Consider the following 16,862-nt stretch of genomic DNA (forward strand, 5'->3'; position numbering starts at 1 on the left):
TGAAGGTGGCGTGGTGACTTATACCGCTTCGGTCAACCACAAGGTCACCGGTTCGGACCTGGTGGTGAAGTTGGCCAACGGCCAGACCATCACCATTCCAGTGGGCGAGTCGTCGGCATCGGTGCCGTTCACTGCACCAGACAACGTCCACAGCACCAACCCGGATCTCACCAACAAGATCACCAATATCTCGGGCGGCAATTACGAGAAGGCCGTGGCCGTAGGCGAGCCGGTGACCACTGTCACTGACAATCCGGCCACTCCGGACATCACCACGCTCACCCTGACCGCAACGGACACCGTGGCCGAAGGTGGCAAGATCACCTACACCGCTACCTTGACCAACAAGGCCGGTACCGACTTGGTGATCAAGCTGAGCAACGGTGAAAGCATCACCATCGCTGCGGGCTCGAAAGAAGCCTCGATCACCATCGATGCGCCGAGCGACGACGTGTACCTCGATGCCGAAGACCTGAGCGTGACTGTCACCGGCACCACCGGTGGCGACTTCGAGAAGCTGAACATCAGCAACTCTGCAGCTGTGACCAAAGTCACCGACACCCTCGATAACACCGGGCTGACCCTGACTGCCACTCCTACCGTCCAGGAAGGTGGCCAGATCACCTACACCGCCACCTTGACCAACAAGGCCGGCACCGACATGACCATCAAGCTAAGCAACGGCGCCGTCATCAGCATCGAAGCGGGCAAGCTCTCCGGTAGCGTTACCGTTCCGGCGCCTACCGATGACGTCTATATCGATGCAGGCAACGTTTCGGCGAAGATCACCGAAACCAGCGGTGGCAACTTCGAGAAACTGAATGTCAGCGATACGGCGGCGGTCACTGCGGTAACGGATACCATCCAGACCACCACCCTCAGCATCAGCGGCACCTCCGCGGTCGCCGAAGGTGGCGATGCCACGTACGTCCTGAACCTGACCAACAAGGCCGAGAGCGACGTCACCGTCAAACTGACCTACACCGGCACCGCGGCCGATGGCACGGACTACACCGGCGTGGCCACCGTGGTGATCAAGGCCAACAGCACGCAGGCAACGTTCACCATCCCGACCCTCAAGGACAACTTCACCGAGGGCACCGAGCATTTCACCGTCAAGATCGATTCGGCCACTGGCGGCAACTTCGAGAAGCTCGACATCAGCTCCAGCGCCGGCAGCGTGACCACCCAGATCTTCGAGCCAGCCCCGGTTCTGGACCTGGATGGCAACGACTCCAGCGGCAAGACCGGTGCCGACTACCAGACCACCTTCACCGAGAACCAGCCAGGCAGTGGTGTGTCGATCGGCGATGTGGACGTCACCATCACCGACTTCGACAGCTCGAAGCTGACTGGCGCGACGGTCACCCTGACCAACCGCCAGCCGGGTGACGCGCTGAACCTGGGCAACAGTGTCAACGGCATCTCGATCAACGCCAACAGCACCGACGGCAAGGTAGTCCTGACCCTGAGCGGCGCTGCATCGCTGGCCGACTATATCCAGGCGATCAAGAACATCACCTTCATCAACAGCAGCGAGAACCCGAGCACCACGCCTCGCATCATTACCGTGACGGTGACCGACGGCGTTAATACCTCGAACACCGCCACGACCACGGTGAATGTGATCGCAGTCAACGACGCACCGGTTGCCACCGGCGGCGCCGTCACTGGCGTCGAAGACACGCCGCTGGTGCTGACCTGGAACGACTTCAACATTTCCGACGTCGACAGCCCCCTGTCGAGCCTGGGTGTGACCTTCACCCAGCTGCCAGCGGGTTCCCTGCAGCTCTTCAACGGCACCGCCTGGGTCAACGTCGCCCAGAACCAGACCGTCAGCCAGGCCGACATCGCTGCCGGCAACCTGCGGTTCGTGCCGAAACCCAACGAGTCGGGTATCGACGGATATGGCGGAACGGGCGTCGGCAACAAGCAGGCCGACTATGCCCAGATCAAGTACAAGCCTACCGACGGTACCGCTGCTGGTGGCGAGGCCACGCTGAAGGTCGATATTGCACCTGTAGCCGACAAGCCTGGCCTGAACATCGGCAGCAACACCCCCGATTCGCTTGGCCTGACCAAGGAAACCTGGAACAGCCTCACGGGCCTGGGCACCAACGGCAACGGCATCAGCGGTACTGCGCTGAAGAACGTGTTCGCCAACTCTGGCAGTGCCAGCAAGACCGAGCAGGTTACCAGCGCCGATTCGGGCGGTAGCGTTGCCGCCGGCACTGGCTCCAAGACCTCCGGCCTGATCTACCTGGAAGCCGGCCAGACCTACACCTTCAGCGGCACCGCCGATGACAGCCTGCAGGTCTACATCGGCAAAACCAGCGTGGTCGGCGCCACCTGGGGGGCGGGCGGTACGATCTCCGGTAGCTTCTCGCCGCCTGTCAGCGGCTACTACACCCTGGAGATCTACCACGCCAACCAGTCCGGCCCGGGTAGCCTGGATATCAACGTCAAGGTCGGCAACGGCCCGGTGACCGACCTGAGCAGCTCGGCCATCCCGATGTACCCGAACGTTGCGGCGATGGGTAACGCCGGGCTTTCCGTGTCCGATTTCCATGGCAGTGACGGGCAGGGCTACTACGACGGCTACAAGCTCAACGAAGGGCCGGAGAACGGCACCGTCAAGCTGGTTGGCATCTCCACCAACCTGACCGACACCGACGGCTCCGAGAGCCTGAGCGTCAAGCTGGACGGCATTCCGGCAGGTTCGGTGGTCAGCGATGGCGCCGGTCATACCGTAACCGTCGGCGCCACTTCGGTTGACGTCACCGGCTGGAGCCTCAACGGCCTGAGCATCAAACCGCCGGCGTACTACCAGGGCAGTTTCGATGTGAAGGTCACCTCGACCGCCACCGAGAGCGTGGGCGGCAGCAAAGCCTCCACCGAAGGCACGATCAAGGTAACTGTCTATCCGGACACCTACACCGCCAACAACCTGACCACCGACAGCGACAGTTTCACCGGCACCGCCACCAGCGACATCATCGTTGCCGACATCAGTGGCCTGCATGTGACGCCGGGTCAGGACTACAACATTGCGTTCATCGTCGATACCTCAGGCAGCATGGGCAGCGCGGTCGATGCCGCGCGCAACTCGCTGAAGTCGGTGTTCGATACGCTGGCCAACAGCGTCAAGGGCGCGCAGTCCGGTACAGTGAACATCCTGCTGGTGGACTTCTCCACCCAGGTGAACAGTACGGTTTCGGTCAACCTGGGCGACAAGAACGCGTTGAGCACGCTCTACACTGCGCTCAATACGCTCTATTCCAGCGGCTCGACCAACTACGAGGATGCCTTCAAGACCACCGCCAACTGGTTCAAGCAATTGATGGACGCGGGCAACACCGGCAGCCGCCAGACGTTCTTCATTACCGACGGCCAGCCGAACGTGTACCAGGCTGGCGAACGTGAGGGCACCTTCAAGAACATCGGCACCACGGTGGATTCCGTGCTCAAGTCGATCAGCTACAAGTTGGGCGACGTGGTCACCAACAAGATGGTGGGCAGCGACAACCGCTTCAGCATCGATGCCAAAGGCAACATGACCGCCGAGTACTGGGGCAAAAAGGGCTGGACCAACGACAGTGGTGCGTCTGGACAGCTGCATGCCCAAGGTGATGGCACCTTTGAGTTCTCCTACGCTGAAAGCGGTTACTACTATGTGGACTACAACTCGCAACAAAGCTTCCTGTTGCTGTCCAACCTGTCTGGCGTGGAAGCCATCGGCCTGAACAGCGCGGTCAATGTCAACGACCTGAAGCCCTACGACACCGATAGCAAGCCGCAGACCAACATCGACCCGAGCAAACTGGCGGAAGCGATCCTGGGCCACACCGAAGCCACCGTGCCGGGCAATGACACCGTCAACGGTGGTGATGGCAACGACATCATCTTCGGTGACCTGGTGAGCTTCGGTTCGGTCGCCGGCAACGGTGTCGAAGCCATACAGGGCTATGTCGCAGGCCAGCTGGGTGTGGCCCTGGGTGATGTCGACGGTCGCGTGCTGCACAAGTACATCGTCGAGCACGTCAGCGAATTCGATGTCTCGCGCAGCAACGATGGCAATGACATTCTCAACGGTGGTGCGGGCAATGACCTCCTGTTCGGCCAGGGCGGCGACGACACCCTCGACGGTGGCAAGGGCAATGACATCCTGATCGGTGGCCTGGGCAAGGACACTTTGCTCGGTGGTGAAGGCAATGACATCCTGCTTGGCGGCAAGGGCGATGACACCATGACCGGTGGCAGCGGTGCCGACACCTTCGTATGGAAGGCTGGCGATACCGGCAATGACGTGATCAAGGACTTCAAGGTGGCCGAAGGCGACCGCATCGACCTGAAGGACCTGCTCCAGGGCGAGAAGGGCAGCACCATCGACAACTACCTGAAGCTCACCACGGTGGAAGGCACGACGACGCTGCAGGTCAGCAGCGAAGGCAAGCTCAATGCCGCCGGTGGTATCGCCAACGCCGATGTGACCATCAAGCTGGAAGGGGTGAACTGGTCCAACACCACGATCAACTCGTTGATCAGCGGTGCTGACCCGACCATCATCGTCCACAACAAGGACAGCTGATGCGCCAATGGGCTGCCCTGCAGCCCATCGCCATCACCGGCTTCAGGCTGGCGCTGTCCCTGTAGGAGCGGCCTTGTGTCGCGATGGGCTGCAGAGCAGCCCCCAGGTCTCCGGCATTGTTGCCGAAACCGTGGGGCCGCTTTGCGGCCCTATCGCGACACAAGGCCGCTCCTACAGGGCGCGTGCCTGGGCCTTTCCCGCAACTCCATGACAGCGCATACTCTGGCGCCGGGCCGGCGTGCCTGGTGATCTTTGCCTATGCTGCTGTCTACCACCAAGGAACCAATGTGACGAGGGACACCGCCATGTTCTACGTGCAACGCGATGCCGCTGGCCAGTTGCTGCGGGTAGAAGCAGCCGCTTTTGACGAGTTCACCGAAATGCTCCCCGCCGACCATGCCGATATCCAGGAATGGTTTGCCCATGACGTGGTGGAAAACAGCCTAAACCAGCTCAAGCAAAGCGACCTCGACATGATCCGCGTGCTCGAGGACCTGATCGATGTACTGACCGCCAAGGGTGTGTTCAAGATCACCGACCTGCCCCCCGGTGCGCAGGCCAAGCTGCTCAACCGTTCTACAGCGCGCAAGGCGCTCAGCAGCCTGAACAACCTCATCGATGAAGAAGAGCAGGGCGGCTTGATCTGATTGCGTAGCACCCCTGGCAGCAGTGCTATGGTTATTCTTTAACGGTATTTAAAATAAAGCTCTTATGACTTTATAGTCACTTCCACTGCGTACCCGTCGACCAATCGATGCGCCGCACGACTTGAACCCACACGGGAAATCCCCGTGCGTTTCTGATCGTTGCGCGCCATTGAAGTCGCGCACTGCGTGGGAGTGAAAAATGTCAGCCGCCTCGAACGCCTTGTCGATCATCGACAGCGCCCAGCCGCAACGCTTCGAAATCCGCCCGTTCTCCGGTGCCGTGGGCGCCGAGATCATCGGCCTGGACCTGGCCAAACCGGTCAACGCCGAGGATTTCGCCCGTATCCATCGCGCCCACCTCGACCACCATGTGCTGGTGTTCCGCGACCAGCGCATCAGCCCCGACCAGCAGATCGCCTTCAGCCGCCGCTTCGGCCCATTGCAGATCCATGTGCTCAAGCAGTTCCTGCTCGCCGGCCACCCCGAGATCCTGATCGTTTCCAACATCGTCGAAAACGGCCAGAACATCGGCCTGGGTGATGCCGGCAAGTTCTGGCACTCGGACCTGTCGTACAAGGAGCTGCCCAGCCTCGGCTCCATGCTGCATGCCCAGGAACTGCCCGACGAGGGCGGCGATACCCTGTTCGCCGACATGCACAAGGCCTGGGACGCCGTACCCGCGGCCCTGCGCAAGGTCATCGAGGGCCGTGATGCTGCGCACTCCTACACCGCCCGTTACGCCGAGACCAAATTCGAAGGCAACTGGCGCCCGACCCTGACCGCCGAGCAACTGGCGCAGGTACAGGAAGTCATCCACCCGGTGGTCCGTACCCACCCGGAAAACGGCCGCAAGGCGCTGTTCGTCAGCGAAGGTTTCACCACCCGCATCGTCGGCCTGCCAAGTGACGAAAGCCGCGACGTGCTGCAACAGCTGTATGCCCTGAGCGTGCTGGAGCAGAACATCTACCGCCACCAGTGGCAGCCCCACGACCTGGTGTTCTGGGACAACCGCTCGCTGATCCACCTGGCCACCGGCTGCCCCGCACACCTGCGGCGCAAGCTTTACCGCACCACCATCCAGGGCGATGCCCCGTTCTGACGACTGAGGAAACCCATCATGCGCAAATCCATCAGCCGCCTGGCGGCAAGCATCGGCCTGGGCGCAAGCCTGGTCGTAGGCAGCCTGGCGGCCCCCGCCGCGGCGCAAGCAGAAGGCAAGATTCGCATCGCCGAACAGTTCGGTATTGTCTACCTGCTGCTGAACGTAGTGCGTGACCAGCATCTGATCGAAAAACATGGCAAGGAGCAGGGCATCGACATCGAAGTCGATTGGGCCCAGCTGTCGGGTGGTTCGGCCATCAACGACGCACTGCTGTCCGGTTCGGTGGACATCGCCGGTGCCGGCGTCGGTCCACTGTTGACCGTGTGGGACCGTACCAAGGGCCGACAGAACGTCAAGGCCGTGGCCTCGCTGGGCAACTTCCCGTACTACCTGGTCAGCAGCAACCCCAACGTGAAGACCATTGCCGACCTCTCCGACAAGGACCGCATCGCCGTGCCGGCGGTAGGCGTTTCGGTGCAGTCGCGCTTCCTGCAATACGCCGCCGCCCAGCAATGGGGCGACAAGGAATACAACCGCCTCGACAAGTACACCCTGGCCGTGCCGCACCCGGATGCCACTGCCGCGCTGCTGGCCGGCGGCACCGAACTCAACGGGCACTTCTCCAACCCGCCGTTCCAGGACCAGGTGCTGGCCAACAAGAACGTGCATGTGGTGCTCAACAGCTACGACCTGCTCGGCCCCAACTCGCCGACCTTGCTGTTCGCCACCGAGAAATTCCGCAAGGACAACCCCAAGACCTACAAGGCCTTCGTCGATGCGCTGGCCGAAGCCGCTGACTTCGCCCAGAAGGACAAGGCGGCCGCCGCCGACACCTACATCCGCGTGACCAAGGCCAAGATCGACCGCGACACGTTGATCAAGCTGATCGACAACCCGCAGTACGAATTCACCGTCACGCCAAAGAACACCTACAAGCTGGCCGACTTCCTCTATCGAGTAGGCGCCATCAAGCACAAGCCGGAATCGTGGAAGGACTACTTCTTCCAGGATGAACGCCCGCTGCAGGGGAGCTGACCGATCATGACCGCCCCATTGCCAGGCCACACGGCCAGCAACCTGAGCCGTGTCGCAACGCCGCCTTTGCTCAAGGTGGACAACCTCAGCCTCGAATACCGCACCGCGCAACGCGTGGTGCGGGCCACCCACCAGGTCAGCTTCGAAGTCGACCGTGCCGACCGCTTCGTGCTGCTCGGCCCCTCCGGCTGCGGCAAGTCCACCTTGCTCAAGGCCGTGGCCGGGTTCATCTCGCCCCAGGAAGGGCAGATTCTGCTGCAAGGTCAGCCAGTCAGCGGCCCAGGCCCCGACCGCATCGTGGTGTTCCAGGAGTTCGACCAGCTGCCGCCATGGAAGACGGTGAAACAGAACGTCATGTTCCCTCTGCTGGTGTCGGGCCAGCTGAAACGCGCCGAGGCCGAGGAGCGGGCGCTGCACTATCTGGAAAAAGTCGGCCTGGCCGCCTTCGCCGATGCCTACCCACACACCCTGTCGGGCGGTATGAAAGCGCGCGTGGCGATTGCCCGGGCCTTGGCCACGCAGCCGAAGATCCTGCTGATGGACGAACCGTTCGCGGCACTTGATGCGCTGACCCGGCGCAAGATGCAGGAAGAACTGCTGCTGCTGTGGGAGGAGGTGCGTTTTACCCTGCTGTTCGTTACCCACTCCATCGAAGAGGCTCTGGTGGTTGGCAACCGCATCCTGCTGCTGTCGCCCCACCCGGGGCGGGTGCGAGCCGAAGTGCACAGCCACCAGTACGACTTGGGCAGCCTGGGTGGTAGCGACTTCCAGGCCAGTGCCCGGCGCATCCATCGTTTGCTGTTCGATGAGGCGGATGCCCCCGAACAGCCCGACGATCTTGGTTTCAACGATATCCGTATCGCCTACTGACAGGAGCTTCAGCCATGACCACTACACCTGTACGCCAGGAATACGAGGTGCAGCTGGAGCCTTTGCTCAGTGTGCCTGTGGAGCGCAACCTGCCGTTGGCTCAGCGCCTGTGGCAGCACGGCTGGTTGCGCAAGGCGGTCATCCTGCTGGTGATCGCCGTGCTGTGGGAGGCCATTGCCCGCTACCAGGGCAACGATCTGCTGCTACCAACCTTCCTGCAGACGGCCACGGCGCTGTGGGACGGCATGGTCAGCGGTGAGTTGCCGGCCAAGGTTGGCGTGTCGCTGGTGATTCTGCTCAAGGGTTACCTGCTGGGGATCATCCTGGCCTTCGGCCTCACCAGCTTGGCGGTGTCGACCCAGCTTGGGCGCGATCTGCTGGGCACCCTGACCTCGATGTTCAACCCGTTGCCGGCGATTGCCCTGTTGCCGCTGGCTTTGCTGTGGTTCGGGCTGGGCGACAACAGCCTGATCTTCGTGCTGGTGCACTCGGTGCTCTGGGCGCTGGCGCTGAATACCTATGCGGGTTTTCTCGGCGTGTCGGAAACCCTGCGCATGGCCGGGCGCAATTACGGCCTGAAGGGGCTGCGGCTGGTGCTGCATATCCTTGTCCCGGCGGCGCTGCCATCAATCCTCTCGGGGCTGAAGATCGGCTGGGCGTTCGCCTGGCGTACACTGATCGCTGCCGAGCTGGTGTTCGGGGCCAGCAGTGGCAAAGGCGGGTTGGGCTGGTACATCTTCCAGAACCGCAACGAGCTGTACACCGACAAGGTGTTTGCCGGGTTGGCGGTGGTGATCCTGATCGGCTTGCTGGTGGAAGGGCTGGTGTTCAATACCCTCGAGCGGCTGACGGTGCGGCGTTGGGGGATGCAGCGCTAACTGGTATGCCTGTGCCGGCCTCTTCGCGGGCTTGCCCGCTCCCACAGGAAAACCACACACTTCAGAATCTGTAGAGTACCTGTGGGAGCGGGCAAGCCCGCGAAGAGGCCAGCACAGGCTAAAAATTCTGGTACTGCGCCGCCGCATTGCTCAGGATCTTGCCAATCTCCTCCCGCAAGCCGCCCGGCTGTTCCACCACCACCCCATCGCCATGGCTCAACAGCCACCAGCGCAGTGGCCAGCCGTCACTCACCGTGGCCTGCAACCGATGCCCGTGCTCCAAGGCCGTCAGCTGCATGTCGCTACTCAACGGCGCAACCCGCAACTGCCGCGCCAGCGTATCGCTGATCCGCGCCACCAACTCCACCCCCTCACCCCGAGCCGGTTGCAGCGCATCACCGCGCAGGTGCGTCAACAAGTCGAAATTGCCGCGCAAGTCGCCCACTGCGCTCGCCGACCAATGCCAGCCAAACGGGATGCTCTTGTCATTGCGCTCCAGCGGAAATATCAGCGACAGCTCATTGAGATCACGCTCGACAGTGCGTTTGCTGACAGTGAAGCCCACGTCACGCAGGCGCCAGACCAATTCGGCGCTGGTAATGCCTGGGGAGCGGCTGGGCAACTGGCGCAGCAGCGCCCACTGTCGGCTGAGGGTGGCGCGAGTTGTGGCGAACGGCAAAAGATAACGTCCTTGTCTAGGCTTGCCGCAATAGGATGGCGGCAGGCGTGGGTCATGGCAATTGGCCACAGCCTGCTCAGATCAAGGAAGTCGCATTTGGTTGCCTGGCGCCGAATCGTTCGCGACAGGTTTTGACGTTACGTCACGCAGAATCACGCCTCATCACAGCCGAAGGTTGGGGTTGTGTGTCGTTCAATGAGGATGAACATGTCTGCTGCCAGCAATATCCATTCGCTGCTTGCCCGCCTTTTGCCCGAGCGGGTCATTGCCCCACCGGCCGCTGTCGGGAGGCGACAGCGACTGTTTGCCGGGATAGGGTTGCCCAGCCAGCGCTCGCTGCTGGTCAGCCGCCTGGACGAAGCCAGCGACTTGCAGGCGGTGTACGTCGACCTGCGCCGCCAGGCCTTGCAAGGCAGCGTGGCGGCGCTCAACGACCTTGGCTGGATCTGGCTCAACGGCAAATACTGGCGTGCTGACACCGTGTTGGCCGGCCACCTGTTGCGCATGGCGGCCCTGCAAGGCAATGCCGCGGCATGGTTCAACCTTGGGCAGCAACATTACTTCGGCAAAGGCATCGAGCCCTCTTACATGCAGGCGGCGGAGTGCTACCGGCAGGCTTTCGAGCGGGGCATGCTGCATGCCGCTGCCGCGCTGGGTGACCTGTACGAGGAAGAGGTGTGTGATGGCGGCCTGAAGTGGCAGGTCGACCTGGTGCAGGCCTACCAGTGGTTCCTGCGCGGGGCCGAGCAGGGCGAGGCACGCTGCCGTTTCGAGGTGGGCTACCGGCTGATGCATGGGCTGTACGTGGAGGCTGATCTCAAGGCCGCGCTGTACTGGCTGGAGCTGGCAGCTGCTGCGGGGGTGGTACAGGCGGCCGAAGAGCTGGCGGTGCACTTCAGCAGCCGTGACGAGGGCCGCTACCAGGAGTGGCGTGACCGGGCGGTGCAGATGGGCAGTACATTGGCCTTGACCATGAAGCTGGAAGACCAGATACAGCCCTGAATTTGCTGCTGCTTGTCCGGGCCCTTTCGCGGGCTCGCCCGCTCCCACAGGAATTGCACAAATTTCAGGTCCTGTGAGGTCCCTGTGGGAGCGGGCAAGCCCGCGAAAGGGCCAGTAAGACAAAAGCATGAACAACATTTCACCCAGGCTATCCGTCACCCCCGGTTGACGACAGGGGGAGGCACAGGCGTATATTGATAGTTAGCAAACTATGAATATCCTTGGTTCCTGTCATGTCCCTTGATCTCCTGCGCCTGCAAGTCAGCAGTGGCATGGTGGTTGCCGCCCGCCATTGGCGGCGCATCTGCCATACCGCCCTGACCGGTTACGGCATTTCCGAGGCCTGCGCCGCGCCGTTGCTGATGATCGTGCGCCTGGGTGACGGCGTGCATCAGGTGGCCGTGGCCCAGGCCGCCGGCCTGGAAAGCCCGTCGCTGGTGCGCCTGCTCGACCAGCTGTGCAAGGCTGGCCTGGTATGCCGCAGCGAGGACCCGTTGGACCGCCGCGCCAAGGCCCTGAGCCTGACCGCCGAAGGCCGCACCCTGGCCGAGTCCATCGAAGCCGAGCTGGTGCGCCTGCGCCGCGAGGTGCTCCATGGCATCGACCAGGCCGACCTGGAAGCCGCCTTGCGCGTGCTGCGTGCCTTCGAAGCCGCCGGCCTGGGCAACACAGGCGGGGCAGCATGAACGGTTTCTTCAGCTCGGTGCCCCCAGCCCGCGACTGGTTCTATGGCGTGCGTACCTTTGCCGCCTCCATGATCGCCCTGTACATCGCCCTGCTCATGCAGTTGCCGCGCCCCTATTGGGCCATGGCCACGGTGTACATCGTCTCCAGCCCGTTCCTTGGCCCCACCAGCTCCAAGGCCCTGTACCGTGCCGTGGGCACGCTGCTCGGTGCCGGCGGGGCGATTTTCCTGGTACCACCGCTGGTGCAGTCGCCGTTGCTGCTGAGCATCGCCATCGCCCTGTGGACCGGCACCTTGCTGTTCCTTTCGCTGAACCTGCGCACCGCCAACAACTACGTGCTGATGCTGGCCGGCTACACCTTGCCGATGATTGCCCTGGCGGTGGTCGACAACCCGCTTGCTGTGTTCGACGTGGCGTCTTCCCGCGCCCAGGAAATCTGCCTGGGGATCGTCTGCGCGGCGGTGGTCGGGGCGATCTTCTGGCCACGCCGGCTGGCGCCGGTTGTAGTCGGTGCCACTGGTAGCTGGTTCGCCGAAGCGATCCGCTACAGCGACACCTACCTGGCCCGCCAGGCCAGTGCAGACCAGGTTGGCGGCATGCGCGGGGCGATGGTTGCCACCTTCAACTCGCTGGAGCTGATGATCGGCCAGCTCGGCCATGAAGGCGCTGGTCCGCACACCCTGAAGAATGCCCGCGAGTTGCGCGGGCGCATGATCCATCTGCTGCCCGTGATCGATGCCCTCGACGACGCTCTGGTCGCCCTCGAAGGCCGCGCCCCGGCACAGTTCGCCCAGTTGCAACCGTTGCTCGATGCCGCCCGCGAATGGCTCAAGGGCACCGTCGACAGCGCCTCCGTCGCCCGCTGGACCGCCCTGCACGAACAGATCGAACGCCTGCAGCCCGGCGCCGCTGCCCTCGACCAGCGCGCCGAACTGCTACTGTCCAACGCCCTGTATCGCCTGACCGAATGGGCCGACCTGTGGCAGGACTGCTGCAGCCTGCAACATGCCCTGCGCAGCGACGATTCCAAACCCTGGCGCGCGGTGTACCGCCACTGGCGCCTGGGCCGCCTGACGGCGTTCTTCGACCGTGGCCTGATGCTGTATTCGGTGGCCTCAACCGTGCTGGCGATCGTTGTCGCCTGCGGCCTGTGGATCGGCCTGGGCTGGAACGATGGCGCCAGCGCAGTGATCCTCGCCGCCGTGTCGTGCAGCTTCTTCGCCGCCATGGACGACCCGGCGCCGCAGATCTACAGGTTCTTCTTCTGGACGCTGATGTCGGTCATCTTCTCCAGCCTGTACCTGTTCCTGGTGCTGCCCAACCTGCACGACTTCCCGATGCTGGTGCTGGCCTTCGCCGTGCCATTCATCTGCGTTGGCACCCTGACCGTGCAGCCGCGCTTCTACCTGGGTACCTTGCTGACCATCGTCAACACCTCGACCTTCATCAGCATCCAGGGTGCCTACGATGCTGACTTCTTCACCTTCCTCAATTCCAACCTGGCCGGTCCCGTGGGGCTGCTGTTCGCCTTCATCTGGACCTTGGTGATGCGCCCGTTCGGCGTGGAGCTGGCAGCCAAGCGCATGACCCGCTTCGCCTGGCGCGACATCGTCGAAATGACCGAGCCGGCCACCCTGGCCGAGCACCGCCAGGTCGGTGTGCAGATGCTCGACCGCCTGATGCAGCACCTGCCGCGCTTGTCGCAAACCGGGCAGGACAGCGGCGTGGCACTGCGCGACCTGCGCGTGGGGTTGAACCTGCTCGACCTGCTGGCCTATATGCCGCGTGCCGGGCAGCAGGCTCGCGAGCGCCTGAACACGGTAGTCGAGGAAGTCGGCGCGCACTACGCCGCCTGCCTGCGCGCCGGCGAGCGCCTGCACGCCCCGGCCGCGCTGCTGCGCAACATGGAGCGCGCGCGCCTGGCGCTGAACCTGGATGAACTGTACGAGCGCGGCGATGCCCGTACCCACCTGCTGCACGCGCTGAGCGGCCTGCGCCTGGCGCTGCTGCCGGGCGTGGAGGTGATGCTCGAGCCAGCCGAACAACCGCAACTGCCCCCCGGCCTCGACGGAGCGCCCCTGTGATTGGTGAACTGGATATCAGCGGGGTATTCCTGCCCACGCTGCTGGTGATGATGTTTGGCACCTACCTGCTGTTCCTCGGGGTGCACGCGGTGCTGGTGCGCCTGCATTTCTACCGCCTGGTCTGGCACCGGGCGTTGTTCAACGTTGCTCTGTATGCCGTGCTGCTTGGTGCGGTGGACCACTTTTGCCGAAACCTGATGCTGCCATGAAAAAACCTTTGCTGACCCTGGGCCGTGTGGTCCTGACCTTGCTGGTAGTGACCTTCGCCGCCGTGCTCGTGTGGCAGATGGTGGTGTACTACATGTTCGCCCCCTGGACCCGCGACGGCCACATCCGCGCCGACGTGATCCAGATTGCCCCGGACGTGTCCGGGTTGATCCAGAAGGTCGAGGTGCGTGACAACCAGACCGTCAAGCGCGGCGATGTGCTGTTTACCATCGACCAGGACCGCTTCACCCTGGCCCTGCGCCAGGCCAAGGCGACCTTGGGTGAGCGCCAGGAAACCCTGGCCCAGGCCTCCCGCGAAGCGCAGCGCAACCGCAAGCTGGGCAACCTGGTGGCCGCCGAACAGCTGGAAGAAAGCCAGTCCCGCGAGGCCCGTGCCCGTTCCGCCGTCAGCGAAGCGCAGGTGGCCGTCGATACCGCCCAGCTCAACCTCGACCGCTCGGTGGTGCGCAGCCCGGTGGACGGTTACCTGAACGACCGAGCACCGCGTAATCACGAATTCGTCACCGCCGGCCGCCCGGTGCTGTCGGTGGTCGACAGCGCCTCGTACCACGTCGATGGCTACTTCGAGGAAACCAAGCTTGGCGGTATCCACATCGGCGATGCCGTGGACATTCGCGTCATGGGCGACAACACCCGCCTGCGTGGCCATGTGCAAAGCTTCGCCGCCGGCATCGAAGACCGTGACCGCAGCAGTGGCGCCAACCTGTTGCCCAACGTCAACCCCGCATTCAGCTGGGTGCGCCTGGCCCAGCGTATTCCGGTGCGCATCGCCTTTGATGAAGTGCCGCAAGACTTCCGCATGATTGCCGGGCGAACCGCCACGGTGTCGATCATCGAGGGCCAGCGCCCATGAAACAGCTGATCCTGGCGGGGCTGTGCCTGTCGTTGGGGGCCTGCATGATGGTCGGCCCCGACTATGAGGTGCCGAAGGACGCGGCGGTGCAACGCAGCGACCTCAACGGCCCGCTGCGCCAGGATGCCGACAGCGTGGTATCGGCACCGGTGCCTGAGGACTGGTGGCAGCTGTATCAGGATCAACGGCTGAACGAGCTGGTGCGCCAGGCCCTGAGTGCCAACACCGACCTGCGCGTGGCTGCCGCCAACATTGCCAAGGCGCGCGCCCAGGTCGAAGTGGCTGAGTCGCAAGGTGGCTTCAACGGCGGCGTCAAACTTGGCGCCCAGCGCCTGCAGGAATCGGGCGAGGCCTTCCTGCTGCCAGAGAAAGTGCCGGTGGCCAACATCGGCGAAGCCATCATCAGTGCTTCGTACCAGTTCGACCTGTGGGGTACTTTCAAGCGTGGCACCGAGGCGGCCAAGGCCAATGCCGACGCAGTGCAGGCCGCCGCCGATACCGCCCGCATCACCTTGGTGGCGGATGTGGTCAAGGCCTACACCCAAGTGTGCTCGGCCAACGAGGAATACCACATTGCCCGCGAGTCGCTCGATCTGCAGGAGCAGAGCGTGAAGCTCAACCAGCGCCTGCGTGATGCCGGGCGTGGCGACGAAACCCAGGTCACCCGCTCGCAGACCCAGTTCAAATCCTTGCGCGCCGAACTGCCACGCTTCAAGGCGGAGCGCGAGACGGGCATCTATACCCTGGCTGCCTTGTTGGCAAAACCGGTCGACCAGCTGCCTGCCGGCACTGCCGATTGTGCCGAGCTGCCGCACCTTAACCAGCTGGTCCCGGTGGGCGATGGCGCGGCGTTGCTCAAGCGCCGTCCAGACGTGCGCCAGGCCGAACGGCAGCTGGCCGCTGCCACTGCCTACATCGGCGTGGCCACCGGCGCCCTGTACCCCGACATCAGCATCGGCGCCCAGGTTGGCACCATCGGTATCCTCGAGAACCTTGGCGAGCCGGCGACCAACCGCTGGGGCTTCGGCCCGCAGATCAGCTGGACCATCCCCACCAATGGCACCCGCGCCCGCATTCGCATGGCCGAAGCCTCGACCCAGGCAGCCCTGGCGAATTTTGATGGGGTAGTGCTGAACGCCATTCGCGAGACCCAGACCCGCCTGGCGCAGTACAGCGCCCTGCTGGACCGGCGTGACGCGCTGGCCGAGGCGGAGAAGTCGGCCAAGGAAGCGGCGGACCAGACGCACCGCTATTACCAGGCTGGGCGTGAGTCGTTCCTGGCCGACCTGCAGGCGACGCGCACCTATACCGACATGCGCGCGCAGCTGGCAGCGGCCAATAGCCAAGTGGCTCAGGGGCAGATTGGAGTGTTCCTGGCGTTGGGTGGGGGGTGGAAGGACACCGCCAAGCCTTGAGGCCCAATCGCCGGCAAGCCAGCTCCCACAGGTACTCCACCGCCTTTGAGACCTGTGGTTCACCTGTGATAGCCGGCTTGTGCATGCCTTGAAGTTGGTCCGGACCATGTGGGAGCTGGCTTGCCGGCGATGAGGCCCAGGCAGGTCAGCGCCTGCCACAGGCCTGATGAGTACCCTGTGGGAGCTGGCTTGCCGGCGATAGGGCCCTGACAGGCAAAGCCCCATCAAAGCCAAATTGCATCCCAATGCGGATAATCCCCAACCCTCGCGACCAATCCTGCCCGCTTCGGATTCATGACGATGTACCGCGCCATTGCCTGCACATCCTCCTCCCGGCGCAATGCCCGGTCATGAAATCCCTTCTGCCAGAGCTGGCCGCTTCGCCCTTGATACCTGTTGATCATCATGGTGCTGCGAGATTTCACCCTGCGCATCAAGCGCTTCAGGCTGCCCGGTCCAAGCTCGACCAGCCAATGAAAATGATCTGGCATCACCACCCAGGCCAGCGATCTGACGGCACCTTCCTCTTCAGCCTGGCGCAACTCGGCAACCAGCAAGCGGGCCGAGTGAAAGTCATTGAATATTGGGGCCCTGTCGAGGGTTGTGCTGGTAAGCAGATACAATCGACTGGTTTCCGAAAAACGGCCAAGCCGTAACTGGTCTGAGTGGGGACGATCCATGTTCCCTGTCTCCTGATGGTTTGCTCCTCAGGCTAGTGGCTATGGATCTGCGAATAACCAATCAATTGGTACCCGGTGTTTCCAGTGACATCGGCGCAACCTTTATCGCCGGCAA

The 16,862-nt window shown here is 63.2% G+C and carries 14 protein-coding genes; 12 read left to right on the forward strand and 2 right to left on the reverse strand.

Annotated elements, in window-relative coordinates; all coding sequences use genetic code 11:
* From CAG44_RS08595 to CAG44_RS08620, 6 genes are all read left to right on the forward strand, one after another.
* Positions 1 to 4,588, forward strand: a 4,588-nt coding sequence (locus CAG44_RS08595; RefSeq protein WP_143493844.1) for an immunoglobulin-like domain-containing protein, incomplete at its 5' end; no start/stop codon positions are given.
* Between the two features lie 305 nt (positions 4,589 to 4,893).
* Positions 4,894 to 5,235 (forward strand): hypothetical protein, encoded by a 342-nt coding sequence (locus CAG44_RS08600; protein WP_025337260.1) that lies wholly within the window; start codon positions 4,894 to 4,896, stop codon positions 5,233 to 5,235.
* A gap of 199 nt (positions 5,236 to 5,434) precedes the next feature.
* Positions 5,435 to 6,334, forward strand: coding sequence for a TauD/TfdA family dioxygenase (locus tag CAG44_RS08605; RefSeq protein WP_085691932.1), 900 nt, complete (start codon positions 5,435 to 5,437; stop codon positions 6,332 to 6,334).
* A gap of 18 nt (positions 6,335 to 6,352) precedes the next feature.
* Entirely contained in the window at positions 6,353 to 7,372 is a 1,020-nt protein-coding gene (locus tag CAG44_RS08610; protein WP_025337262.1) for an ABC transporter substrate-binding protein, read from the forward strand.
* 6 nt (positions 7,373 to 7,378) lie between these two features.
* Positions 7,379 to 8,242: an ABC transporter ATP-binding protein gene (locus CAG44_RS08615; RefSeq protein WP_085591750.1), complete on the forward strand. Its 864-nt coding sequence runs from the start codon at positions 7,379 to 7,381 to the stop codon at positions 8,240 to 8,242.
* A 14-nt stretch (positions 8,243 to 8,256) separates the two neighbouring features.
* Positions 8,257 to 9,120 (forward strand): ABC transporter permease, encoded by an 864-nt coding sequence (locus CAG44_RS08620; RefSeq protein WP_015268522.1) that lies wholly within the window; start codon positions 8,257 to 8,259, stop codon positions 9,118 to 9,120.
* Positions 9,121 to 9,238: 118 nt separating this feature from the next.
* On the opposite strand, the gene CAG44_RS08630 is transcribed toward CAG44_RS08620, so the two are convergent.
* Positions 9,239 to 9,799 (reverse strand): WYL domain-containing protein, encoded by a 561-nt coding sequence (locus CAG44_RS08630; protein WP_025337264.1) that lies wholly within the window; start codon positions 9,797 to 9,799, stop codon positions 9,239 to 9,241.
* Between the two features lie 207 nt (positions 9,800 to 10,006).
* On the opposite strand from CAG44_RS08630, the gene CAG44_RS08635 reads away from it, so the two are divergent.
* The 6 genes from CAG44_RS08635 to CAG44_RS08660 all read left to right on the forward strand — a co-directional run bounded on the left by CAG44_RS08635 (position 10,007) and on the right by CAG44_RS08660 (position 16,067).
* Complete coding sequence (locus CAG44_RS08635; RefSeq protein WP_085691933.1) at positions 10,007 to 10,801, forward strand: tetratricopeptide repeat protein; 795 nt, start codon at positions 10,007 to 10,009, stop codon at positions 10,799 to 10,801.
* A gap of 233 nt (positions 10,802 to 11,034) precedes the next feature.
* Entirely contained in the window at positions 11,035 to 11,487 is a 453-nt protein-coding gene (locus CAG44_RS08640; RefSeq protein ID WP_025337266.1) for a MarR family winged helix-turn-helix transcriptional regulator, read from the forward strand.
* A complete protein-coding gene (locus tag CAG44_RS08645; protein ID WP_085691934.1) occupies positions 11,484 to 13,571 on the forward strand; it encodes an FUSC family protein in 2,088 nt (695 codons plus the stop codon). Before CAG44_RS08640 ends, CAG44_RS08645 begins: the two co-directional genes overlap by 4 nt.
* Positions 13,568 to 13,780: a DUF1656 domain-containing protein gene (locus tag CAG44_RS08650; RefSeq protein ID WP_003255905.1), complete on the forward strand. Its 213-nt coding sequence runs from the start codon at positions 13,568 to 13,570 to the stop codon at positions 13,778 to 13,780. The genes CAG44_RS08645 and CAG44_RS08650 overlap by 4 nt, the downstream gene beginning before the upstream one ends.
* Positions 13,777 to 14,652 carry an HlyD family secretion protein gene (locus CAG44_RS08655; RefSeq protein WP_010951565.1) on the forward strand — a complete coding sequence of 292 codons (876 nt, stop codon included), beginning with the start codon at positions 13,777 to 13,779 and terminating at the stop codon, positions 14,650 to 14,652. The genes CAG44_RS08650 and CAG44_RS08655 overlap by 4 nt, the downstream gene beginning before the upstream one ends.
* The gene (locus tag CAG44_RS08660; protein WP_085591756.1) at positions 14,649 to 16,067 is read left to right on the forward strand and encodes an efflux transporter outer membrane subunit; all 1,419 of its coding nucleotides are present in this window, start codon (positions 14,649 to 14,651) and stop codon (positions 16,065 to 16,067) included. The genes CAG44_RS08655 and CAG44_RS08660 overlap by 4 nt, the downstream gene beginning before the upstream one ends.
* 224 nt (positions 16,068 to 16,291) lie before the next feature.
* Here CAG44_RS08660 and CAG44_RS08665 read toward each other — a convergent pair whose 3' ends face one another.
* Entirely contained in the window at positions 16,292 to 16,747 is a 456-nt protein-coding gene (locus CAG44_RS08665) for a transposase (protein WP_085664204.1), read from the reverse strand.
* Between the last annotated feature and the right edge of the window lie 115 nt (positions 16,748 to 16,862).

The organism is Pseudomonas sp. B13(2017), assembly GCF_002113245.1.
GTDB classification, from domain to species: domain Bacteria; phylum Pseudomonadota; class Gammaproteobacteria; order Pseudomonadales; family Pseudomonadaceae; genus Aquipseudomonas; species Aquipseudomonas putida_Z.